We start from the raw sequence: 20,999 nt of genomic DNA, 5'->3' as shown, positions 1-20,999 counted from the left end.
AACGAGGAGACAGGACCAATGAGAACCAGACGGCTCTTCACCGCACTCGCCGTGGCGTCGCTGACCGCGGCAATGGCGGCACCCGTGGCGGCACACCCCGGCCAGCACGGTCCCATCGACGGACATTTGCCCGGTCCGGGCGCATGGGGCGACCTGCAACTGCTGGGCAAAGCGGACCTGACCAACACCGACGACCTGATCGCCGACGTGGCGATCGACCCGCGCACCACGTACGCCTACTTGGCGAACTGGGGCAAGGCCACCTGTGACGCCAACCGCGAGGACGGCGACCCCGACGCCGGCGCCTACGTCGTCGACATGACCGACCTGGCCGACCCGAAACAGATCGGGTTCATCCCGCACTCCCAGGACAGCCGGCCCGGCGAAGGCATGCAGGCGCTGCAGATCGACACGAAGTTCTTCAACGGCACCATGCTCGTGATGAACAACGAGCAGTGCGGCAAGAACGGCCGCGGGGGCGTCTCCCTGTACGACGTCAGCAATCCCAGCAAGCCGGTCAAGCTGTCTGAGCACTTCGGTGACCGCGCGAACCTGTCGCGCGGTGATGCCAACGACATCCACAGCGCGTTCGCCTGGGACACCGGCGACAAGGCGTACGTCGTGACGGCTGACAACTTCGAGTCGGGCGGCGCGGACGTCGACATCCTCGACATCACCAACCCGAAGCGGCCGCGGCTGATCCGCGAGATCGACGTCCAGACGGAGTTCCCCGGCCTCACCCAGACCCAGCTCGGCCTGACCGAGGTCTTCCTGCACGACATGGTCGTCAAGAACATCGGCGGGCACCAGGTCTTGCTGCTGTCCTACTGGGACGGTGGCTACGTACAGCTCAACGTCGACGACCCGGCGAACCCGACGCTGATCGGCGACACCGACTTCAGCCACCCCGACCCACAGCTGCTGGAGACGACCGGGATCGCGCGCACGGCCGAGGGCAATGGGCACCAGGCCGAGTTCACCGCCGACAACCAGTACTTCATCGCAACCGACGAGGACTTCGCACCCTACGGAGCAACGAACTTCTCGATCACCACCGGTACGAACGCGGGCGCGTACCCGTCCGTGCCGGTGCCCGGTTCCGCGCCGATCGTCGTTCTCGACGACGACAAGCTCAACGGACCGGTCGTCTACGGCGGCTACGGCTGCCCAGGATCGGCCCCGATCCCGACGCCTGCCTCGATTCCCGGCTACGAGGCGTCGCTGCAGGCGGGCGAGGAGAAGATCGTGGCACTGCAGCGCGGACCGACCGGCGACCCGAGTGCGCCTGAACCTGCCTGCTTCCCCGGTGAGAAGGCACATGAGGCCGTGCTCGCCGGCTGGGACGCTGTTGTCTTCGCTCAGCGGCACGGCGGAACCGAGAACCCGCCGTTCTGCGGCTCCGGCGGCTTCGTTGATCTCGTCGTCGGTGTGTGCACCAACCACGAGGCGTACCACAAGATGTTCGGCACGCCGGTCAGCTTCACCTACCCCGACGGGCCGGCCATCGGCACCGTTGGTGCACGGATCCAGGCGACCGCGGCGTTCGACGGCTGGGGTTATGTGCACCTGTTCAGCAACCAGGCCGACGCCGGCAAGAAGTTCGCCGAGCTGGACACCTTCGCCATCCCCGAGGCCATGGCCGAGGGCTACGCGGTCGGGTTCGGTGACCTCAGCGTGCACGAGGTCGCGACCGATCCCAACGACCCGCGCCGTGCCTACCTGTCGTACTACGCGGGAGGAATGCGCTCACTGAGGATCCAGTGCGTCAGCCCGAACAGCTGTGAACTGGTGGAGAGCGGTGGCTATCTCGCCCCCAGCGGCAACGACTTCTGGGGCGTCGAGACGTTCACCCGCAATGACAAGACCTACGTGGCGGGCAGTGATCGCGACGACGGTCTCTATCTGTTCGCCACCGGACCGTAGGCGGTGAGGCGTGCGAGCCGGGCGAGGACACCTCGTCCGGCTCGTCGTCGTGGGCGAGTCCATACCCTGGCGCCAGATCGGCGGAGCGGCTGGTGCGTCGGCGCTCAACGTCGTCGTGGGTGCCGTACTGCTCGCGCTTACAGCGCTCATCGCCGTTGTCATGACTGGCTCATGCCGTGCGCGCAGGCAGCTGGCTTCAACCTGGCTTCATTCGGAAAGCTGATGTGATCTTCCGGCGTATCTGCGCATTTGCTGTAACGAGTCGGTCTTGCCGACCGAAGTTGCAGACGACGATGTCCTACTAGGACGAATAGTATTCCCGGTGTTGCGCTGGGTGACGGTGACCGTGGCGGTTTGGGGGCTGACCGCATCGGTCGAGCGGCATCGTCGCCCTGGTTGGAAGTTCGAGAAGTGGAGCGTCATGTCGGCCCAGCAGCCCCGGTCGCGGCTCGTCCTGCGGTTCTTCGTCGTCTGCGTGCTCGTCGCCGCCACGTTCGTCACGACGAACCTGATAACGGCACCGCCTGCCACTGCCGCTCCATGTGACGCCCCGGTGGTCAACAAGGTCGCGTGCGAGAACACCAGGCCGGGAACGCCGAACTGGCAGGCGCCCTACCGTGATGACACCATCCTGGGCTACACGACCGACATCAGCGTCACGCCGGGCGGCCAGGTCCAGTTCAAGATGCTGACCAGCGCGCCCGCGTATCGCCTCGACATCTTCCGGCTCGGTTGGTACGGGGGAGTGGGCGCACGTCAGGTCGGCACCGAGTCGATGTCGGCGATCTTCACGGGAACCCCCTCAGTCGAGGCGTGCACCGCGCGAACGCTGTCCACCGCCATCGCGACATGGTGCTGGTCCGCGTAGTAGATGATCAGGTCGCCCGCCTTGACCTCGTTGCGCGACACCGTGCGGCCTACCCCGGCCTGACCGTAAGTGGTGCGCGGGATCGACACGCCGGCCGTCCGGTACGACGCCTGCATCAGGCTCGAGCAGTCCCACGCGTCGGGTCCGTTCGCACCGAAAACGTAGGGGTCTCCGCGCTGCGCGAGCGCGTACCCCAGCGCCTTGCCCGCTGTGCCGGCCGGTACGGCGATCTTCGACATGTCACCGGTGCTGCCGAGCACGCCGCGGTCTGAGGCGTTGAGCTGGTTGTACTGCTGGCGGGCGAGCGTGACCTGACTGTCCAACTCGGCCTTGCGCTGGGTGATGTCCGCGACGGCCTTGTTCGCGCCGTCAGAGGCCTCCTGAGCCCGGCGCTGGGCGTCGTCCGCCTGGGCGACCGCGTCCGTCAACTTGCCAAGTGCTTCGGCGTTGTCGGCGGCGAGGATGCCGAGTGCGGACATCCGGTTGAGGAAGTCCTGCTGCGAGTCGCTGACCAGCATTGCGGAGAGCTGGTTGAACTTGGCGCCCTGGAACGTCGACTCGGTGATCACGTCGACCTGTCTGCGCAGCACCTCCTCGGCCTGCTTCGCGGTACCGAGATCCGCCTTGGCCTTCTCGAGATCGCCCTGCTTGGCCTTGAGGTCCTCCTGCGCGCGCAGATGGTCCTCGTTGAGCTTCTCGGCCTGTTTGGCCAGGTCGTTGTACTTCTTCAACGCTTCCGAAGCGTTCGGCGGCAGAGCCGGGTCTGCGGAGGCGGGAGTCAGACTCGCCGCCGCGACCACTGCTGCAGCCGCTACCGCTCCACGGACCGTGCGCCTTGAGAGGGGCGACACCACGTCGCGTGTTCCTCCTTCTCGCGGAGGTCGTCGCCCTTTGTGGTGCGGCGACCCCGGTTGGAGACACGAACGGACTACCGCGGGCCTGAAGGTCGCGGCCAGGTTACGGAACGTGGATCGATTCGTCCACTAGGAGGCTTAGTACTTCCGTTGATCGTATGTTTTCGTTCCAGTCGGCGGTGATCTGAAGGTCACGGCATCCGGACCGTAGCGGTGGCGGCTGAACCCACAGGTAATATCCGCGCTCGCGACACTCGACCTGGAGAACATGTGACCGACTCGAGCAAGCTGACCGTGTGCCGAGGCTGCTGCTGTGGCACCGCGGAGAAACATCCCGGCATCGACCACGAACGCCAGCTGCGCGCGCTGCGCGAGGGCGTCGGAGCCAGGAACGTCAGCGTCGCGAACTGCCTTGACTCGTGCGACTACTCCAACGTCGTGGTCGTTCGCCCCGCGCCGCCGGCGCGTGCACGAGGAGCCCGTCCTGTCTGGTTCGGTGGAGTGCTCACCGAGGAGGCGACGCAGGACATCCTCATGTGGATCGCCGCGGGCGGGCCCGGTCGCGCCGACATGCCCGACGGCCTCGTCGCGCGCCTGATCGACCGGAAGACGCTGCCCGACGTTGATGAGGATCCCGTCTAGGGCCGCGAGGAGATCGCCCGTCTTCGACTGTCGAGTAGATAGGCTCGCCCAGGTGTGGAGTGACGGCAAGACGGACACGATCAGGTCGCGCCCGTGGCGGCGGCACGCCAGACCGCACGCGGTGCTCGGGGTTCTTCCGGTCAGCTGCTGGTCGGCGAGCCTCGTTCTGGACTTCGCGTCCCGCTCAGCCGTTGACCCGGTATCGGATGGTCGAGCGGCCACCTCGCTGATCGGGTGGGGCCTGTTGGGCGCGGGCGTCGCCGCAGTGGCGGGGTTCCTCGATTCGCTGTCGATTCCCGCAGGCACCAAGGAGTTCCGCCTGGCTCTGGTCCATTTCGGACTGATGACCGCAGCCTCCATCGCCTTCCTCACGGGCTATGTGCTGAGGAAGGCGGCACCTGTTGGCCAGGCCGTCGATGTGCAGGCGCTTGGGGTGTCGTTGATCGGTGCGTTGTTTGTCGTGTTGGGAGTGGTCAGCGGAGTGATGCTTGCTCATCGGCGCGTTTGAGCCAACGGTCCGCGTTTAGCCCACACATCAGGAGCTGACCGGCGCCATGCCGGCAACCTAATCGGCTAGGAAGTCGGCGATGCGGTTCGTCCAGGTCTGCACGTCGGGGACGGTTGTCGACACGTGCAGAGTTGAATCGGGCAGCAACTCGTGAAGCCGTTCCGCCGTCGACACCGGGTGCAACGGGTCGGTGTCCCACGTGAGGATCAGCGCCGGATGAGGCAGCGCCGCGATCTCTTCAGGCGCCGGCAGGTCCGACTCACCGATGCCGCGCAGGATCGGGGCGAGCAGCTCGTCCGGGATGTCCGGGGTCAGGTCGAAGGCCGGGTAGTCGGCGAAGATCGGCAGAGGTTCTTTCTGCGCCCACTCCTGCCGCCAGTGCACGGCGCCGCGTGACTCGATCACTTCGGCGTTATCGGTGTACCACTGCCTCGTCTGGTTGGAACCTTCTTCCCACGCCACCGGCGGAATGATCAGCACGAGGCGGCGGAAGCGGCTGGGCTGAGCAATGGCGGCGCGCAACGCCACGTCGCAGCCCAGTGAGGAGCCCATGAAGTCGATCGGCTCGTCGAGATCCAGCTCGCCGAGGAGGGCGAGCAGGTCGAGGGTGAAGTTCTCGAAGCGGTAGTCGTCGGCGATCGCGCGGCCCGTTGAGCGTCCGTGGCCGCGCTGGTCATAGGTCAGCAGCCGGCGATCCGCCGCGAGGGCGTCGAAGTCGAGAAGGTGGAGTCGCCGGACCGCTGCGCGGCTGAGGAAGACTCCGTGGGCGTAGCCGAGAAGTGGTCCGGATCCGGTGAGCTCGTACGCGATCTTCGCGCCTGCCCTGGTGACATGGCTGTCCTGCATCACTGCCCCCTCAGTGGTGATGAACGGAAGTGGTCCGGCTCGCGGATGTGCGAGCCGGAACACCGGTCAGACGGTCTGTTTGTTTGCGCTGCGGAAGCCTCGCAGCCGCAAGCTGTTGCTGACGACGAAGACCGACGAGAACGCCATCGCGGCGCCCGCGATCATCGGGTTGAGCAGGCCGAGCGCGGCCAGCGGCAGGGCTGCCACGTTGTAGGCGAAGGCCCAGAACAGGTTTCCCTTGATCGTGCCGAGGGTGCGGCGCGCCAGCCGGATGGCGTCGACCGCGGCCCGCAGATCGCCGCGCACGAGCGTGAGGTCACTGGCCTCGATCGCGACGTCCGTTCCGGTGCCCATCGCCAGACCCAGATCCGCCTGGGCCAGTGCGGCGGCGTCGTTCACGCCGTCGCCGATCATCGCGACCACGCGGCCCTCGGACTGCAGGCGCTTGACCACGTCGACCTTGTCCTTGGGCAGCACCTCGGCGATGACCTCGTCGATCCCGACCTCCGCAGCCACCGCCTTGGCAACGGCTTCGTTGTCGCCGGTCAGCAGCACCGGCCGCAGTCCGAGGCCACGCAGTCCCGCGATCGCCTCGGCCGAGGTGGGCTTGACCGTGTCGGCCACGACCAGCACGCCGCGCGCTTCGCCGTCCCAGGCCACCAGCACTGCGGTGCGGCCCTTGTCCTCGGCCTCCTTCTTCGCGGTGATGAGCTCCTCGCTGAGCCGGACGCTCCACTCCTCCAGCAAGCGAGCGCGGCCCACGAGGACTGCGTTCTCACCGACCACACCCTGCACGCCAAGGCCTTCCAGGTTCTGGAAGCCCTCCACAGCAGGCAGTTCACCGACGCGTTCCGTGGCGCCCGTGGCGATCGCCCTGGCGATCGGGTGCTCGGAGGCATGCTCCAGCGCACCCGCCAGGCGCAGCACTTCCTCCTCGGTCACGCCGTCTGCCGCGTGGACCTCGACCAGGCTCATCTGCCCTGAGGTCACCGTGCCGGTCTTGTCCAGCACGACGGTGTCGACCCGCCTGGTCGACTCCAGTACCTCCGGACCCTTGATCAGGATGCCCAGCTGAGCGCCACGACCGGTGCCGACCAGCAACGCGGTGGGCGTGGCCAGGCCTAGCGCGCACGGGCAAGCGATGATCAGCACGGCGACGGCGGCGGTGAAGGCCGCCGAGGCACCCGTGCCCGCACCGAGCCAGAACGCCAGTGTTCCGGTGGCGAGCGCGATCACGATCGGCACGAACACCGCGGACACTCGGTCGGCCAGGCGCTGGATCTCGGCCTTGCCGCTCTGCGCGTCCTCGACGAGCTTTGCCATCTGCGCGAGCTGCGTGTCCGCGCCGATGCGGGTGGCGCGCACGACGAGTCGCCCGCCCGCGTTGACCGTGGCGCCGACGACCGCGTCACCGGTGGTGACCTCGACCGGCACCGACTCGCCAGTGAGCATGCTCGCGTCGATCGCCGAGTTGCCCTCCTCGATCACGCCGTCGGTGGCGATCTTCTCGCCCGGCCGGACCACGAACCGGTCGCCGACCTTCAGCTCGTCAATGCTGATGCGCTGCTCGCGTCCGTCCCGCAGCACCGCGACGTCCTTGACCCCGAGCTCGAGCAGGGCACGCAGCGCGGCACCGGCGCGGCGCTTGGACCGCGCCTCGAAGTAGCGGCCGGCGAGGATGAACGTGGTCACGCCCGCGGCGACTTCGAGGTAGATGTTGCCGGCGCCGGACATCCGCTGGACGGTCAGCTCGAAGGCGTGCGTCATGCCCGGCGTGCCCGCGGTGCCGAAGAACAGCGCGTACAGCGACCACAGGGTCGCCGCGCCGACGCCGATCGAGATCAGGGTGTCCATCGTCGCGGCGCCGTGGCGCAGGTTCGTCCACGCCGCCTTGTGGAACGGCCACGCACCCCACACCACGACGGGCGCGGCCAGGGTGAGCGACAACCACTGCCAGTAGGTGAACTGCAGCGCGGGGATCATGGCGAACGCGATCACCGGCACGGTGAGCACCACCGAGGTGATCAACCGCTGTCGCAACGACCGCGTCGGATCTTGTTCGACCTGTGCCGTGCTCTCGCCGGCTTGCGGGGGAGTGGGCACTTCGGCCGTGTAGCCGGTGTTCTCGACGACCTTGACCAGGTCTTCGGCGGTCAGCGACTCGGGGAAGCTGACCCTGGCCTTCTCGGTGGCGTAGTTGACGCTGGCCTGGACGCCGTCGAGCTTGTTGAGCTTGCGTTCGATCCGCGCGGCGCAGGAGGCGCAGGTCATGCCGCCGATCGACAGCTCGATCTCACTGGTCGGTGAACTCATGGAGCGCGCCTCCTCTTCGATGGTGCTGGGCTCAGCCACCGTGACCGCCGTGGTCGTCGGCAGGCGGGGTGGTCGGAGCGGACGTGGACGTGGAAGGTGTGGACGGGGCTGGGGCCGTTCCGGTGGTGCCGAGGGCGAACTCCGCGGTGCGGACCTTGCCCTCGTGCTGGAAGTCCAGGAACAGGCGATAACGACCAGAGGTCGGCACCTCGACCATGAACTTCACCTCGGGACCGGCGCCCGGTGCGTCCATCGGGTGGACGTGCAGGTAGGCAAGGTCGGCCGAGCGCAGTGCTACCAGGTGGCCGTTCGCGCCCAGATACGGCTGCAGGTCGGTGACCGGCTTGCCGTCCTTGGTCACGGTCGTGGTCACCATGGATTCCGCGCCGGGCTTGAGATCCCCGTCGAGGCGGACCGTGTAACCGTCCACTGTGAATTCACGTGTGTCGGTGTCGTACTGCTTCGGCTCGTAGCTGCCGGCGACCTGGATGTCCGTGCCGAGCGTGGTCTTGGTGCCGTTCTCCGGCTTGAAGTCGGCGAAGATCCGGTAGCTGCCGGCGGTGGGAAGGGTCAGCGGTACCGACCACGTTCCGTCCACGGCCATCTCCGGGTGCACGTGCTGGAAACCGGAACCGTCCCGGCGCACCAGCACGAGGTGCAGCCGCTTCTCGTGCTCCACGTCGAACTTCGTGACCGTGCCGCCGTCGGCGGTGCCGATCGTGAACTGGAAGGGCTGCTGCTCACCAGCGGTCGCGGTGGTCCGCAACGGCTTCAACACGTAGCCGTTCTCAGCGACGGACAGACCGGGCGGCAGTTTGTCGCTGGTGTTGCTGGAGGTGGACTGCGCGGCGCCGTGGTCCATCGCGGCCGGCGCGCTCGCGCCACCGGACGGGCCGACAGCGGCGCCGGCAGCCCAGGCGCCGCCGAAGACGATCGCCAGCACGCCCGCGTAGGCGGTCACCTTCGTGGCGGTGTTCATCTCGGATCCTTTCAGCTCGCGACGAGCGTGTAGCCGGCCTCGGTGACCGCGGTCCGGACGTCGCCCTCCGCTACCGGCTGGTCGCTGGTGACGGTCACCTTGCCGCTGGCCAGCTCGACGTCGACCTTCTGCACGCCGCCGATCTGGCTGATTTCCTCGGTCACCGAGCTGACGCAGTGTCCACAGGTCATGCCGGTGACGGTGTAGGTGGACTCGGCCATGGGGAACTCCTCGTGTACTGGTGTGACTTGGGGAATCAGGAGCGGACGAGACGGGCGATGGCGTTGCTGGCCTCGGCGATCTTTTCGTCCGCCTTGGCGCCGCCCTCGGTGATGGCCTCGCTGACACAGTGCTTCAGGTGCTCGTCGAGCAGTCCCAGTGAGACAGCCTGGAGCGCGCGCGTTGCAGCGGAGATCTGGGTGAGCACGTCGATGCAGTAGTCGTCGTTCTCGATCATCCGCTGCAGACCGCGCACCTGGCCCTCGATGCGCTTCAAGCGGCGCAGGTGGGCTTCCTTGTTGTCCGTGTAGCCGTGCATGTACCGCTCCTGTCGATCGGTCCGCCGCGCGGCCGGTCGCAACTGACCGGGGGAACGACGGGCGCTTGCCACCTTTATACCTAAGGGGGGTATGGGTGTGCAAGGGTCGGTGGCCATACGGGGTAGGGGTATCTTATGTGACATGGGGCACGCGACGGAGTGTGGCGAGGTAGGGCCGCCGGATCCGAGGTCGCTACTATTCATCTTAGTAGATCACTCTGGAGGGCATCATGCCCGCTCAGCTCGCATCTTTCGGCCGCCGGGACCTCTTCCGGCTCGGCTTCGGCCTCGCGGTGGCCACAGGCGCCGCGGGCTGTGCGAACAACGGTGGATCCTCCGGCGGTGGAACCCTGATCGGGCCCAACTCGCCGAAGGTGGCCGCGGCCGAGCGCGCCCGCCAGATCGCGGGTGCGCGCCGGACGTCGATCAAGCTTGTCACGGTCCAGGCCGAGGTCGACCTGGGCGGCATCACAGCGAACACCTGGTCGTACGGAGACGTCCCTGGCAACGAGATCAGGATCAGGCGCGGCGACCTGCTGAACGTCGAGCTCCGCAACCAGCTGCCGCAGCCGACGAGCATCCACTGGCACGGCCTCGCGCTGCGCAATGACATGGACGGCGTGCCGGACCTCACTCAGAGCGAGATCGTGCCCGGTGGTTCCTTCACCTACGAGTTCACCGCGCCGGACCCCGGAGCCTACTGGTTTCACCCGCACTCGGGCGTACAGCTCGATCGTGGCCTCTACGCGCCGCTGATCGTGGAGGACCCGGAGGACGGTGGGAACTACGACACCGAACTGGTCGTCGTGCTCGACGACTGGCTCGACGGACTCGGCCGCACACCAGATGCCGTGTTCGACGAGCTACGCGCCAACGGCATGCCCGGCATGCCCGGCATGGACCACGGCTCAATGCCCGGCATGCCTGCCATGCCGAAGTCCGACCTGCTCGGAGGCGACGCCGGCGACGTCATCTATCCGCACGTACTCGCCAACGGCAAGGTGTGGAAGGCACCGCAGACGTTCGCCACCAAGCTGGGGCAGCGCATCCGGCTGAGGCTGATCAACGCGGCGGCCGACACCGCGTTCCGGGTCGGCGTGCCCGGAGTCCCGATGACCGTGACCCACGCGGACGGCTTCCCGGTGGTGCCGGTGGCGCTGGACGTCGTGCTGCTGGGCATGGGGGAGCGGCTCGACTGCGTCGTGACCGTGCCCGATCGGACGGTGCCCGTGCTCGCACTCGCCGAGGGCCGCGGTCTGTTCGCTCAGGTAACGCTGTCCACAGGAGTGGCGGCGTCAACGGACAGCGAAGCGCTCGCTGCGGAACTGGCCAAGCTGGTGGTGCCGGAGATGAACGCACTCAGGGCGACGGACAGCGTCGCCTTGCCGCTGCGCGAGCCGGACATAACCCACGACATGGTCCTGGAAGGGCCCGGCGACAAGTACACCTGGACGATCAACGGCAAGGTCTTCGACCCGACCGACGGACTGCCGATCCGCTCTGGACAGGTGGTGCGGCTGCGGATGCAGAACAAGTCGAAGATGTTCCACCCCATGCACGTGCATGGGCACACGTTTCAGGTGCGGGCAAACGGCAAGATCGGTCCTCGCCGTGACACCGCGATCGTGTTGCCCGGCAGGGAGCTGATCGCGGACTTCGATGCTAACAACCCCGGCCAATGGCTGACCCACTGCCACAACGTGTACCACGGTGAGGCGGGGATGATGGCCGTCCTGTCCTATGTGGAGTGATGATCACTGGCCGGTGGGGTAGGGCCAGGCGTTGGGCTTGCATACCTTGCCGTCCTTGCTCACTCGGTCGGTGCCCAGCGCGGCGAGGTAGTCGTTGGAGATACCCCACGACTGCTGCATCATCACGGGTGCCAGCGCGCCGTTCTCCTGGCAGGACTTGTGGTCGTACCCCAGGCCGTGGCCGACCTCGTGGTTGACCACGTACTGCTTGTACTCCACCAGTGCGCCCTGGAACGAGACCGCGCCCCGCACCCAGCGCGCGACGTTGATCGTCACGTTGTCGCCGTTGACGCAGGAGCCCTCGAACGGGATCGAGAACCCGCACACGTCGCGCGTGGTCATCTGAGAGGTGAGCCGGATCCTCAGGTCCGGCTTGCCGGAGTCGACGCGCTGGAAGCCGTGCTTGCCATCGCCGATCCAGCTGCGCGGGTCGGCCAGGATCGTGCTGACGTCGGTGGCGAAGGTCTCGGGTCCGCCGACGAGCTGCACGCCGTCCTCGATCTCGACGGTGTAGGTGACGCGGTTCGTTCCGCCTACCGCCGGGCTGGTGCCGGGTACGACCGTCCACTTCTTCGCGCCTTGGACGGTGAAGTCTCCACCGGGCGGGAGTTCGGCGGATGCCTTCACCGCGTCGAAGACCTTCGGATCGGGATTCGGTGCGGGAGGCGTGCGGCCGGTGAGCGCGTGCCCGGCCTGGTCGTGCGCGACGGTACTGGGCTGATCGAGCTCCTGAGTCGGGGCCGCTGCCTGGGTGGGCGGGGGTGTCAAGGTGTCACGCACGGCTACGGCACTGAGTCCGAACAGGGTGAGCACCGCGACACCCGCCACGATCCACTCTCGGACCGGACGTCGACGAAGGTGCCGGGCTGAACGGCCGCAGACCGGATCCAGCCTGGCGACCAGCGGCCTACCGGCCGGGCGTTCGCGCAGCTGTTGCTTCATCGGGCACCAGCATGGCACAACACCTACGAAGATCCGTAGTAGGGAGAGAGGACGGTCACTGGGGGTCATGCGGATCGCGCCCTCTGCTACCTGCTTTCGCAGTTTGTGATCCGCTCCGCTTACCATCAAACGACCGAACTGGCGGAAGTGCAGGTTGTCCATGCGTGAGGTGCGTGCGATCACACTTCTGGCGCTGGTTGTCGCCTTGGTCGTCATCTCGTTCGTGGTGGATCTGCCTGGCGGGGACGAGGTCCGTTCCTGGATCCGCGGCGCAGGCGCGTGGGCTCCGGCCGCGTTCCTGTTGCTGTGTGCCGGAGGAACCGCCGTGTTCTTCCCCAAGTCCGTGCTCGCCACCGCCTCCGGCCTGCTGTTCGGCGTCCTGCCCGGCGCGGCGCTCGCCATCGCCGGGTTCACCGCAGGTGCGTTGATCTCCTTCGGTATCGGCAGGTTGCTGGGGCGCGAGGCCGTGGCGCGCTGGCTCGGCGACAGCCGCCTGCGCACGCTGGACGAAGTCTTCGCGAAGAACGGTCTGGCCGCGACTCTCGTACTGCGGCTGTTGCCGGTGATCCCGCTCGCCGCCTCGAACTACGGCGCCGGGGTGACGGCCGTGCGTCCGGCGTTGTTCGCGCTGGGTACTGCTCTCGGGCTCGTGCCCACCACGTTGGTCGCCGCGCTGCTGGGGGATGCCGTGCTGGACTTCGGTTCGCCGCGCTCGATCGCCGCTCTGGTTGCGTGGCTGGTGCTCGGCGTGGCAGGTGTGTTGTGGGGAAGAAATCTTCTCCGTCGTGCTGCACGCACCTCGTAGGTTACTATTTCGGATAGTAGATACGGCGGGGGTGTCGATGGACGGCGCTCAGGTGCAGGCCTGGTCGTGGAGTTGGACTCGCGCGCTCGCCGGCGCGGTGCTGAGTGCCGCCGTGGTCGGTGTGCCGACCGACGTCATCGACAACTCGATGTTCACGCGCATGACCCCGGTCCGGTGGTGGGAACTGCCCGTGCTCGTGCTCACGGCGGCCCTCGCGGCCGTATGGGCAGGTATTCGGCCCGGTGTTCGGCAGGACCGTGCTGGAGCTGCCCGCGTTTACGGCGGTTCACTGCTCAGTGCACTCGCGGTCGGGTGCCCGGTCTGCAACAAGATCGTCATGGCGTTGCTGGGCGTGTCCGGGGCGCTCGGCGTCTGGGCTCCTCTGCAGCCGCTGCTCGCCTTGGCGTCGCTGGCCGTACTCGCGACCGCGGTGGTCGTGCGGTGGCGACGGCGCGAGTGCACGACCGTCGCTTGTTCACCCGTAGGGGCCTAGTGGACCGGATGTACTACTCGTGATAGTAAGTCACGGGTTGTTGTCCGGCAGGAGGCTTCATGAGGGTGCCGCACCTGGTGCTGGCGGTGTGCGTGGTCGCCTTGGCGGCCTTCCTGGCGATTCAGTTCGTCTTCGTGTTGCCTTTCATGGTCCAGAACGGCAACCAAGGTGCCGTCGCCGGCGCAACCACCGGGCAGGCCACCTTCGACATCACCAAAATTCCGCCGTTGGCGCGAGAAGTGGCTCCGATCATCACGTCATTCGTCGCCACGGACTGCCCGGAGCTCAACCCGTTGCGGGTGATCGCCGAAGTGCAGGCCGAGTCCGGCTGGCGGCCGGCCGCGTGGAGCAACGACAGCAATGGCGGTGCGGCCGGCCTTCTCCAGATCAATCAGGCGAACTGGAAAAACCTCGGCGGACAGCCGTGGGCGAGCGTTCCACCTCCGTCCGGAGCGGACATCTTCGATCCGTCCATCCACATGAGACTTGGACTCAAGTTCCTGTGCAGCAACTTGCGTGGAATGACCGCGCACATCAAACAGACGGGTAAATCGCTCGATCCTCACGACGCGATGAGCGTGTGCCACATCGCCGGATGCGGCCGGGTGTTGTTGAGCCGCACAGGGATTCCTCAGTCGGGGGAGGCGGGATGTGGTGATGAGTGTGTGTCTCTCATCCGCCGCTACCTCGACAACATCCGCAAGTACGAACGCGATTGGGCCGCAGCCGAGACCGCGCCTGCCGGTGATGGGGGACCGGTGCCAGGCGGAGCGGACCTGGCCGGGCTTCCCGCTCCAGCGCCCTACATCGGGCCGCCGACAGGATGCGTCGTCGACGACCCCACGACAGCGGGATGCCTCACCGCGGCCACTGCGCACGCGCTGCAACAGATCCGCACCGCCTTCGGGCCGCAGATCGCCTCGGTCACCTGCTATGGCGCGCGACCGGAGACACCGTTCAGCGACCATCCGACCGGCAAAGCGTGTGACGTGTTCCCGGACCGCTTCGGTGTGTTCCCGGCCGGCGAGCGGCTCGCGGCGGGCTGGCGAATGGCCTCCTGGACGCGGGCCTACGCGGGTCCGCTGAAGATCCGCTACATCATCTGGCAGGGGCGCTACTGGGATCCGACCACCGGTGACCAGGGAGGGTGGGGCGAGAAGTACACCGGCGCAGGTGTGTACGACGTCAGCAACCCCACCGGCGGTCACTACGACCACCTGCACATCAGTTTCACCGCGTGATCGAGGAGCGACGCGATGGCAGCCGGTAGTCCGAGAGGCGTTCTCCTAGCCGTACTGGCTGCCGGAGGCCTGTTGCTGGTGTCTGTGTCGATCGGTGAGGACACCAACGGTGGGCAAGCGCCGGTATCCACCAACACCATCGCTTCGCCGCCATCCCAGTCGCCGTCGCCTGCCGAAGAACCTCTCGGGCCCGCAGCCCGTTCCGCGATAGGCGAAACGCCGCTGCCACCTCTTTCGGGTGCACCATCAGCGGCGGCGGGAGCGAACTTCGCAGATCCCCGGTCCGTGGCCAAGGCATACGTCGAGGCTGCGCACTCGGCTGAGCCGGACGAGATCGGCCGTGCCAATCGCCGGGTGCTGACCTATCTCGCGCCCGAGAACCCAGACAACCCACGTGGCTCGCTGATCGTCGAGGCGACCGGCAAGGCGGTCGTGATCAGCGTGGAAGTGGCGGTCGGCAACGAGGAGCAGTCAGCGGCGACCACGAAGGCGACGTGGCGAACAGGCGACGGTCAACTCCGCGAAACCTTCGTCACGTTGCGTCATCAAGCTGATGGGCGCTGGCTCGTCGCGGCCGAGATGGCACGGCTGCAGCCTGCAGATCGGTGAACGGACTGGTCAGGCTGGGCAGGCCACGGTTACGACGGCGAGCATCGCGCCCGCCGCGACCAGGACGGGGATGACCATGGCGGTGACGCCTGCGAGCCCGCAGGAGAGCAGCTGACGGCGCCGGCTTGCCGGAGCGGGTTCGTCGAGCAGTCGCTCGACGCGCACGTCCATGGAGGTACCGCTCATCGCCAAGGCCGTGCCCGGCGCACCGTGGCGAGACACCTTGAGCAGGGCGCTCCGCACCGCGTCTGCGCCGCATTCGCGGACAGCTGCTGCGTCCGCGACCAGTTCCACCAGCTCACGCAGCATGCCGGGCGCCAGCTTGAACAGCGGCAGGAACGGGAAAGCGCTGGCCATCGCCTCGCCGACCGCGACGATCAGGTGGTGGCGCCCGGTCAGGTGGGCGCGTTCGTGCGCGAGTACGGCGTCTACTTGGGCACCGCTCAGCTTCTTGGCCAGGCCGTCCGTCGCGACGATGACGCCAGGACGCCCGGTCAGGCTGAACGCCATTGGTTCGTCGTGCTCGAGCCACAGCGTCTCGCCGTCGCGACGTGCGGCGATGCGCAGGACCGCGAGGTGATCGGCACGCCTGCGCGCTCGTCGCCGCGCACTACCCACCGCGCCCACGACCAATCGCACACCCAGGCCGAGTAGCAGCAAGGCACCCACGACGCCGCTGACCGCCTCGACGCTGGGAGGAGTGCCATGCCGGACCGAGGACCAGCAGTCGCCCAGCGCGGCGATCAACGTCTCCCCGAACCCGTGGTTCGGGAGAAGGAGCAGAACGACACCACCGAGCGTGGTGAGAGCCACCGCCGCCGCCGATGTCAGCCACGCGACCACCGCGACCAGCGGATCACCACCGTTGACGACCCGGCGAGCCAGGACCGTCGGTGCGAGCCAGCTCATCAGCGCGGCGCCGATCAGCAGCGAGACCGCGACCGTCATGAGGCGGACGACCTTTTCTTCTTCTTCGGCAGGGCTCGGCGCAGGAGCTCGGACTCGCGCTCCGTCGCCGATTGTGCGAAGTGCATCAGCACGGCCTCGGGATCACCTGACGAGACGAGGACGTCACGGACGGTGCGGGCGGCTGCTTCGGCGCGACTCAGCGTCGGCTCGTACCGGTAGGCCTTGCCTTCGAGCTCGCGAGTGACCCAGCCCTTGCGGTGCAGGTTGTCGAGCACGGTCATCACGGTGGTGTACGCGAGCTTCTTTCCCGTTTCGAGCCGGTCGAGCACATCGCGCACCTTGAGCGGCTGTTCATCCCACAGGATGTGCATCACCGCGGCTTCCAACTCACCAAGTCCGTGCATCGTTCCTCCTGGCGGAGAGGATACGGCAGGAGGAGTCGAACCTGACTACGATTCGCTATAGTAGATGACGGCTGGGGTCCCCCGTCCCAGTCATCGGACTCACCGAGGAAATCCCCCAGACTCGGTGAGAACAGCGTTCAGGCCGGGGCGAACTCGGTTCGCCCCGGCCTGAACGTCCTTCGCGGGTCAGCCCTGCTTCAGCAGCCCCTGCATCTCGGTGATCTCAGCCTGCTGCGCGGTGATGATGTCCTGCGCCAGCTTCTTGCTCTCGGCGTTGCTGCCCTTTTCGATGTGGGTCTTGGACATCTCGATCGCACCCTGGTGGTGCTTGATCATCATTTCCACCCACATGCGATCGAACTCGGCACCCGTGGCTTGTCCGAGCTTGGCCATCTCATCGGCGGTCATCATGCCGGTCCCGGAGCCGTGGCCCGTCGAACCGTGGTCCATGCTGGGCATGGTCGACGCGGCCGGGGAAGCGCCCCACTTGGAGAGCCACGCCGTCATCGTCTTGATCTCCGGGTCCTGTGCGCCTTCGATGCGCTTGGCGAGATCGGTCACCTTCGGGTTCGTGCTCTTGCCCGGCACCATCTTGGCCATGTCCAGCGCCTGCTGGTGGTGGGCGATCATCTCCTGGGCGAACTGCACGTCGTGATCGTTGTGGTCCGCCGCTTGCTGGTCCGATGCCGGGGTCGAGGCAGCGGTCGAGTTGTGCTGCATGCCCCCCATGTCGTTGCTGCCGCTGCTGCACCCGGTGACGAGCGCGACAGCCGCGAGGCCGACGACGATCAGAGACTTCCTCATTGGTGGTTATTCTTCCTTCTGCGCTGGGAAAGTGACTTGCCTCTGAGGACCGGGCTGATCACAACCTCAACACGCACAGGGAACTGAGCAAGTCGCGACCGCCTCTGGGCGGCGGTCGGTCGGGAGCGCGTGGCCACGCCGCCGACGCGAGGATGTGACCCGCGATCGGCCGTGCAGTGCGCAGCAGTAGCCACGCGAGCAAAAGCAGAGATACGACGGCACAGAGCACGGCAACGCACAGGTGTAACATCTCGTGCGTCGGCTGCGGTGCGGGGTCCTCGGAAGGCGGCGCGTGGTGAGCGCTCGTGGACATGGACCCGTGCGCGGGCGACATGTCGTTGCTCACGTTGACGTGATGCATCCCGACGACGCCGAGAAACAGCACACACAGCAGGACCCACTGGGTCGTCTTGCTGTGCGCGCCCAGGGCCATGTAACTACCGTACCTAGTAGGTCGCATCACTGCTTTGTACGGGTCAGCGCTCCGACCGGTTCAACAGCAGGCACGCGGTTGAGCGCGTGCAGGCTCCAGGCACAGAACAGCCCAAGCGCCGTCAGAGCCAGCCACGGCAACGCAGGCACCCCCGCTGCCCGCGCCAGGTCGAGCGCGGTGCCGGTGAAGAGGTTTCCGGCAAGGATGCCAACGCCTACCACCGTGTTGTACAGCCCGTAGTGAGTGGCGACCAGCCGATCGCCGGACAGCGCCACGATCGTGTCCATCTCGAACGGGAACACGACCATGGTGCCGAACGCCACCAACGTGGCGGACAGCAGCACCGGTACGTACGCCATCACCCCGGTGGACGGTGTGGGCAGCGCCGGCGGCAGGAAGGCCGCCGCCATCAGCAGCATCCCGATCACCAGTGACCTGTCGGTGCCGAACTTGCGCCGGAACCACCCCGTGACGCGCAGCTGTCCGACGATGGCCAGCACACCGGAGACCGCGAACAACGCGGCGACCAGCACGGTGCCGCCGACGCCGTCGCCTGCGACGTGGCGTGCTTCCAGCGGGAGTGCCAGATAGATCTGGAAGGACAGCACGTACGAGCCGATCATTGCGACGGCGAACAGCACAAACCTGCGGTTTCCGAACACGCCACGCCAGTCCTGGAGCACGGAGTTGTCGGTGCGAGTCGTGGCTTTGCGGGCCGGGAGCGACCTGATCTGCAACACGGTGAGCACGGCGAACACAACGGCGGCGACCGCGCAGGTCAGCGAGAAGTCGACGCCGGTCAGCACCAGCCCGATGAGCGGACCGACCAGGATTCCGGTCTGGTAGAAGACGTTGAACAAGGCGAACGCCTCGACCCGTCGTGGTCCGGCGTCGTTCGCCACGTAGGCGCGTACCGCCGGGTTGAACAGAGCGCCGGCGAATCCGGTCGCCGCCGAGGCGATGACGAGTGCTGGCAGCGTGTCCACGAAGCCGAGCAGGCCGAAGCCTGCTGTCCGCAGGGCGCAGCCGGCGACGATCAATGGCTTGTACCCCAACCGGTCCGCGAGCGTGCCGCCGATGAGGAACATGCCCTGCTGGGAGAAGTTCCGCACCCCCAGGACGAGCCCGATCGCCCAGCCGGCGAGCGCGAGCTCGCCGGACAGGTAGACGGCGAGATAGGGCATCAACATGTAGAAACCGACGTTGATGCTGAACTGGTTGAGCAGCAGCAGTTGTACCGGCCGGTCGAACGACCGGAACTGCCGAACGATGTTCGTCACGACTGATGCCTCATCGGGTCCGCGACATTCCGGCAGCGCGTCCACGCGGTGACTTCGCGGTCGCTCGTGGCGGTGATCTCTTCTGGATCAGGGCTCGGAGGCGTCACGAGCAGGTCGTTCGCGGCGCAGTAGGTGTCGTTGTAGATCGTGTCGAAGTACCGGTGCGGACCGTCCGGGAAGACGGCCGCGATGCGCACGTCGGGGTCGTGGGTGCGGGCCAGCCAGCTGGACACCACCGCCACCGCGCCGACGCTCCACCCGCCGCTGGCGTGGTGCCGGGAGGCGAGTCTGCGGCAGGCCCACACGGACTCCGCGGGGTTGACCCAATGCACCTCGTCGAACGCCGAGTAGTCGACGTTGCGCGGGAAGATGCTGGACCCCAGCCCGCGCATGAGGCGCGGCCGTGCGGGCTGGCCGAAGATCGTCGAGCCGATCGTGTCGACCCCGACCAGCCGCAGGTCGGGGAAGTACTCCCGCAGCACTCGCGACACTCCTGCGGAGTGCCCGCCGGTGCCGACGGAGCACACGAGCACGTCGACGCGGCCGAGCTGCGCGACGAGCTCCAGCGCGAGCGACTCGTAGCCCGCCACGTTGTCCGGGTTGTTGTACTGGTCAGGACAGTACGAGCCGGGCGTCTCGGCGAGGATCTGCTCGACGCGGTCGCGCCGGGCCTGCTGCCAGCCGCCGGTGGGATGCGGAGCTGGGACGAGATCGACCTGGGCGCCGTGCGCCTGCAGCATCTGCTGCACGATCGGCTCCATGCCGGGATCGGTGACCAGGGTGACCGGATGGCCGTAGACGATGCCGGCGAGTGCGAGCCCCAGCCCGAGAGTGCCGCTGGTCGACTCCACGATGGTGCCGCCGGGTGCCAGTTCGCCGCGTTCACGGGCCTTGGCGATCATGTGCAGTGCCGGGCGGTCCTTCATGCCGCCGGGGTTGAAGCCTTCGAGTTTGGCCCAGAACCCGTGTGAAGACAGGCCGGACAGGTCGTCGATCCACTGGACCGGGGTGTTGCCGACGACCGATGCCGGGCTGTGGCAGAGCGGTGCGGACGACGACGTGAGCATGCGTGCGGGAGGAACGGCCAGCGTGCCGGGCTGGCCCTGGGTGACGAGCATGGTGTCCTCAAGGTTGTGCGCGTGGTTCGGAAGAAGTGATCGAGAGCAGCACGGACTGGCGAAACCGGTGTTGTTGCCGGGGTTCCGCCTGCACTGCTGCGCGCTGATCAGTTCCGCGCGATGCTGAGGAGGACCAGAAGCTGGCGGCCCGGTCTGGGCGGACCGCTTGCGCCCGCCCAGAAAGCTGGGCCGAGTCCACTGGGGACGGTGGAGGTCTCAGTGCCGAGGTTGGCCGGAACGTCGTGGCTGGAGGACCGCGCGTCCCACGCCATGTCGTCCGGGCGATGCAGGGCACGGTCGAGCGCGGCCTTGCGGTGAACAGGCTCGCGGTCGTGGTGACAATGGTCGGAAAGCGCGGGCTCCGCGGCATGCGCGGGGCTGTGGCTGTGCAGTGCTCCGGTCGCGTGTTCGTGGCTGGCGCCGGCCGAAGCATGGCCTTCCGCGGAGCAGAGCGCGCTCAAGACGAAAAACGACAGCACGGCGAGCACGACGGCCAACGCCGTCGATCGGACGCCACGGAGTGTTGTCGTCTGGATCCGCACGGTTACGAACATATCGCGATCGCGATACGAGCGGGAATCGCTCAATCGTGTCCATTGTGGACATATGATCACCTGTAATGCCGCGTTTGCCCTGGACGATCCACCTGGTGTGGCGAGTTGTCATCATGATCGCTGTCAAACGTGAATGCCGAAGTCGCATGGGGGATGACGGACCCGCCGTGTTCCGGGTCACAGCG

Annotated in this window: 22 protein-coding genes; 9 read left to right on the top strand and 13 right to left on the bottom strand. The window is 67.1% G+C overall.

The genetic code is table 11. The features are described from left to right. The first annotated feature begins 18 nt into the window (after window positions 1-18). Together SK571_RS43245 and SK571_RS43240 are read left to right on the top strand one after the other, a co-directional pair. On the top strand, window positions 19-1,923 hold the full coding sequence (locus tag SK571_RS43245) for an LVIVD repeat-containing protein (protein WP_319989915.1): 1,905 nt from the start codon (window positions 19-21) through the stop codon (window positions 1,921-1,923). A 268-nt stretch (window positions 1,924-2,191) separates the two neighbouring features. Continuing rightward, complete coding sequence (locus SK571_RS43240; protein WP_319989914.1) at window positions 2,192-2,791, top strand: hypothetical protein; 600 nt, start codon at window positions 2,192-2,194, stop codon at window positions 2,789-2,791. On the opposite strand, the gene SK571_RS43235 is transcribed toward SK571_RS43240, so the two are convergent. Further along, complete coding sequence (locus SK571_RS43235; protein ID WP_319989913.1) at window positions 2,680-3,522, bottom strand: C40 family peptidase; 843 nt, start codon at window positions 3,520-3,522, stop codon at window positions 2,680-2,682. The genes SK571_RS43240 and SK571_RS43235 overlap by 112 nt on opposite strands. 393 nt (window positions 3,523-3,915) lie before the next feature. On the opposite strand from SK571_RS43235, the gene SK571_RS43230 reads away from it, so the two are divergent. Then, complete coding sequence (locus SK571_RS43230; RefSeq protein ID WP_319989912.1) at window positions 3,916-4,287, top strand: hypothetical protein; 372 nt, start codon at window positions 3,916-3,918, stop codon at window positions 4,285-4,287. Between the two features lie 52 nt (window positions 4,288-4,339). Then, window positions 4,340-4,795 (top strand): DUF2231 domain-containing protein, encoded by a 456-nt coding sequence (locus SK571_RS43225; RefSeq protein WP_319989911.1) that lies wholly within the window; start codon window positions 4,340-4,342, stop codon window positions 4,793-4,795. A 57-nt stretch (window positions 4,796-4,852) separates the two neighbouring features. On the opposite strand, the gene SK571_RS43220 is transcribed toward SK571_RS43225, so the two are convergent. The 5 genes from SK571_RS43220 to SK571_RS43200 form a co-directional block, all read right to left on the bottom strand. Then, complete coding sequence (locus SK571_RS43220; RefSeq protein WP_319989910.1) at window positions 4,853-5,641, bottom strand: alpha/beta fold hydrolase; 789 nt, start codon at window positions 5,639-5,641, stop codon at window positions 4,853-4,855. 66 nt (window positions 5,642-5,707) lie between these two features. Next, window positions 5,708-7,954 carry a heavy metal translocating P-type ATPase gene (locus tag SK571_RS43215; RefSeq protein WP_319989909.1) on the bottom strand — a complete coding sequence of 749 codons (2,247 nt, stop codon included), beginning with the start codon at window positions 7,952-7,954 and terminating at the stop codon, window positions 5,708-5,710. Window positions 7,955-7,985: 31 nt separating this feature from the next. Next, window positions 7,986-8,933 (bottom strand): hypothetical protein, encoded by a 948-nt coding sequence (locus SK571_RS43210; protein WP_319989908.1) that lies wholly within the window; start codon window positions 8,931-8,933, stop codon window positions 7,986-7,988. A gap of 11 nt (window positions 8,934-8,944) precedes the next feature. Continuing rightward, window positions 8,945-9,154, bottom strand: a complete 210-nt coding sequence (locus tag SK571_RS43205) for a heavy-metal-associated domain-containing protein (RefSeq protein ID WP_319989907.1) — start codon at window positions 9,152-9,154, stop codon at window positions 8,945-8,947. A gap of 35 nt (window positions 9,155-9,189) precedes the next feature. Beyond that, window positions 9,190-9,471: a metal-sensitive transcriptional regulator gene (locus tag SK571_RS43200; RefSeq protein ID WP_319989906.1), complete on the bottom strand. Its 282-nt coding sequence runs from the start codon at window positions 9,469-9,471 to the stop codon at window positions 9,190-9,192. 230 nt (window positions 9,472-9,701) lie between these two features. On the opposite strand from SK571_RS43200, the gene SK571_RS43195 reads away from it, so the two are divergent. After that, the gene (locus tag SK571_RS43195) at window positions 9,702-11,222 is read left to right on the top strand and encodes a multicopper oxidase family protein (RefSeq protein WP_319989905.1); all 1,521 of its coding nucleotides are present in this window, start codon (window positions 9,702-9,704) and stop codon (window positions 11,220-11,222) included. A gap of 3 nt (window positions 11,223-11,225) precedes the next feature. On the opposite strand, the gene SK571_RS43190 is transcribed toward SK571_RS43195, so the two are convergent. Continuing rightward, window positions 11,226-12,164 carry a DUF3152 domain-containing protein gene (locus SK571_RS43190; RefSeq protein WP_319989904.1) on the bottom strand — a complete coding sequence of 313 codons (939 nt, stop codon included), beginning with the start codon at window positions 12,162-12,164 and terminating at the stop codon, window positions 11,226-11,228. Window positions 12,165-12,324: 160 nt separating this feature from the next. Here SK571_RS43190 and SK571_RS43185 point away from each other — a divergent pair, with 160 nt between their 5' ends. The 4 genes from SK571_RS43185 to SK571_RS43170 all read left to right on the top strand — a co-directional run bounded on the left by SK571_RS43185 (window position 12,325) and on the right by SK571_RS43170 (window position 15,312). Beyond that, complete coding sequence (locus SK571_RS43185; protein ID WP_319989903.1) at window positions 12,325-12,969, top strand: TVP38/TMEM64 family protein; 645 nt, start codon at window positions 12,325-12,327, stop codon at window positions 12,967-12,969. A 37-nt stretch (window positions 12,970-13,006) separates the two neighbouring features. Continuing rightward, window positions 13,007-13,462 carry a hypothetical protein gene (locus tag SK571_RS43180; protein WP_319989902.1) on the top strand — a complete coding sequence of 152 codons (456 nt, stop codon included), beginning with the start codon at window positions 13,007-13,009 and terminating at the stop codon, window positions 13,460-13,462. A 59-nt stretch (window positions 13,463-13,521) separates the two neighbouring features. Further along, complete coding sequence (locus SK571_RS43175) at window positions 13,522-14,703, top strand: transglycosylase SLT domain-containing protein (protein WP_319989901.1); 1,182 nt, start codon at window positions 13,522-13,524, stop codon at window positions 14,701-14,703. Between the two features lie 285 nt (window positions 14,704-14,988). Then, on the top strand, window positions 14,989-15,312 hold the full coding sequence (locus SK571_RS43170) for a hypothetical protein (RefSeq protein ID WP_319989900.1): 324 nt from the start codon (window positions 14,989-14,991) through the stop codon (window positions 15,310-15,312). 9 nt (window positions 15,313-15,321) lie between these two features. Here the strand turns inward: SK571_RS43170 and SK571_RS43165 are convergent, their stop codons facing one another. From SK571_RS43165 to SK571_RS43140, 6 genes are all read right to left on the bottom strand, one after another. Then, window positions 15,322-16,260 (bottom strand): M56 family metallopeptidase, encoded by a 939-nt coding sequence (locus SK571_RS43165; protein WP_319989899.1) that lies wholly within the window; start codon window positions 16,258-16,260, stop codon window positions 15,322-15,324. Continuing rightward, entirely contained in the window at window positions 16,257-16,625 is a 369-nt protein-coding gene (locus SK571_RS43160) for a BlaI/MecI/CopY family transcriptional regulator (RefSeq protein WP_319989898.1), read from the bottom strand. Before SK571_RS43160 ends, SK571_RS43165 begins: the two co-directional genes overlap by 4 nt. 186 nt (window positions 16,626-16,811) lie before the next feature. Then, entirely contained in the window at window positions 16,812-17,429 is a 618-nt protein-coding gene (locus SK571_RS43155; protein ID WP_319989897.1) for a DUF305 domain-containing protein, read from the bottom strand. Between the two features lie 459 nt (window positions 17,430-17,888). Continuing rightward, window positions 17,889-19,142, bottom strand: a complete 1,254-nt coding sequence (locus tag SK571_RS43150) for an MDR family MFS transporter (RefSeq protein WP_319989896.1) — start codon at window positions 19,140-19,142, stop codon at window positions 17,889-17,891. Next, window positions 19,139-20,260, bottom strand: a complete 1,122-nt coding sequence (locus SK571_RS43145; protein WP_319989895.1) for a PLP-dependent cysteine synthase family protein — start codon at window positions 20,258-20,260, stop codon at window positions 19,139-19,141. Before SK571_RS43145 ends, SK571_RS43150 begins: the two co-directional genes overlap by 4 nt. Before the next feature lie 107 nt (window positions 20,261-20,367). After that, a complete protein-coding gene (locus SK571_RS43140) occupies window positions 20,368-20,802 on the bottom strand; it encodes a hypothetical protein (RefSeq protein ID WP_319989894.1) in 435 nt (144 codons plus the stop codon). Window positions 20,803-20,999: the final 197 nt, after the last annotated feature.

Source organism: Lentzea kristufekii, from assembly GCF_033949925.1.
Classification (GTDB): Bacteria; Actinomycetota; Actinomycetes; order Mycobacteriales; family Pseudonocardiaceae; genus Lentzea; species Lentzea kristufekii.
This window is presented reverse-complemented; position numbering and strand designations above follow the sequence as displayed.

What these genes read in the sequence shown, in the direction of transcription:
- SK571_RS43245 (WP_319989915.1), top strand. Translation starts at nt 19, where the DNA reads ATGAGAACCAGACGGCTCTTCACCGCACTCGCCGTGGCGTCGCTGACC.
- SK571_RS43220 (WP_319989910.1), bottom strand. Translation starts at nt 5,641, where the DNA reads ATGCAGGACAGCCATGTCACCAGGGCAGGCGCGAAGATCGCGTACGAG.
- SK571_RS43215 (WP_319989909.1), bottom strand. Translation starts at nt 7,954, where the DNA reads ATGAGTTCACCGACCAGTGAGATCGAGCTGTCGATCGGCGGCATGACC.
- SK571_RS43210 (WP_319989908.1), bottom strand. Translation starts at nt 8,933, where the DNA reads ATGAACACCGCCACGAAGGTGACCGCCTACGCGGGCGTGCTGGCGATC.
- SK571_RS43205 (WP_319989907.1), bottom strand. Translation starts at nt 9,154, where the DNA reads ATGGCCGAGTCCACCTACACCGTCACCGGCATGACCTGTGGACACTGC.
- SK571_RS43200 (WP_319989906.1), bottom strand. Translation starts at nt 9,471, where the DNA reads ATGCACGGCTACACGGACAACAAGGAAGCCCACCTGCGCCGCTTGAAG.
- SK571_RS43195 (WP_319989905.1), top strand. Translation starts at nt 9,702, where the DNA reads ATGCCCGCTCAGCTCGCATCTTTCGGCCGCCGGGACCTCTTCCGGCTC.
- SK571_RS43190 (WP_319989904.1), bottom strand. Translation starts at nt 12,164, where the DNA reads ATGAAGCAACAGCTGCGCGAACGCCCGGCCGGTAGGCCGCTGGTCGCC.
- SK571_RS43185 (WP_319989903.1), top strand. Translation starts at nt 12,325, where the DNA reads ATGCGTGAGGTGCGTGCGATCACACTTCTGGCGCTGGTTGTCGCCTTG.
- SK571_RS43180 (WP_319989902.1), top strand. Translation starts at nt 13,007, where the DNA reads ATGGACGGCGCTCAGGTGCAGGCCTGGTCGTGGAGTTGGACTCGCGCG.
- SK571_RS43175 (WP_319989901.1), top strand. Translation starts at nt 13,522, where the DNA reads ATGAGGGTGCCGCACCTGGTGCTGGCGGTGTGCGTGGTCGCCTTGGCG.
- SK571_RS43165 (WP_319989899.1), bottom strand. Translation starts at nt 16,260, where the DNA reads ATGACGGTCGCGGTCTCGCTGCTGATCGGCGCCGCGCTGATGAGCTGG.
- SK571_RS43160 (WP_319989898.1), bottom strand. Translation starts at nt 16,625, where the DNA reads ATGCACGGACTTGGTGAGTTGGAAGCCGCGGTGATGCACATCCTGTGG.
- SK571_RS43155 (WP_319989897.1), bottom strand. Translation starts at nt 17,429, where the DNA reads ATGAGGAAGTCTCTGATCGTCGTCGGCCTCGCGGCTGTCGCGCTCGTC.
- SK571_RS43145 (WP_319989895.1), bottom strand. Translation starts at nt 20,260, where the DNA reads ATGCTCGTCACCCAGGGCCAGCCCGGCACGCTGGCCGTTCCTCCCGCA.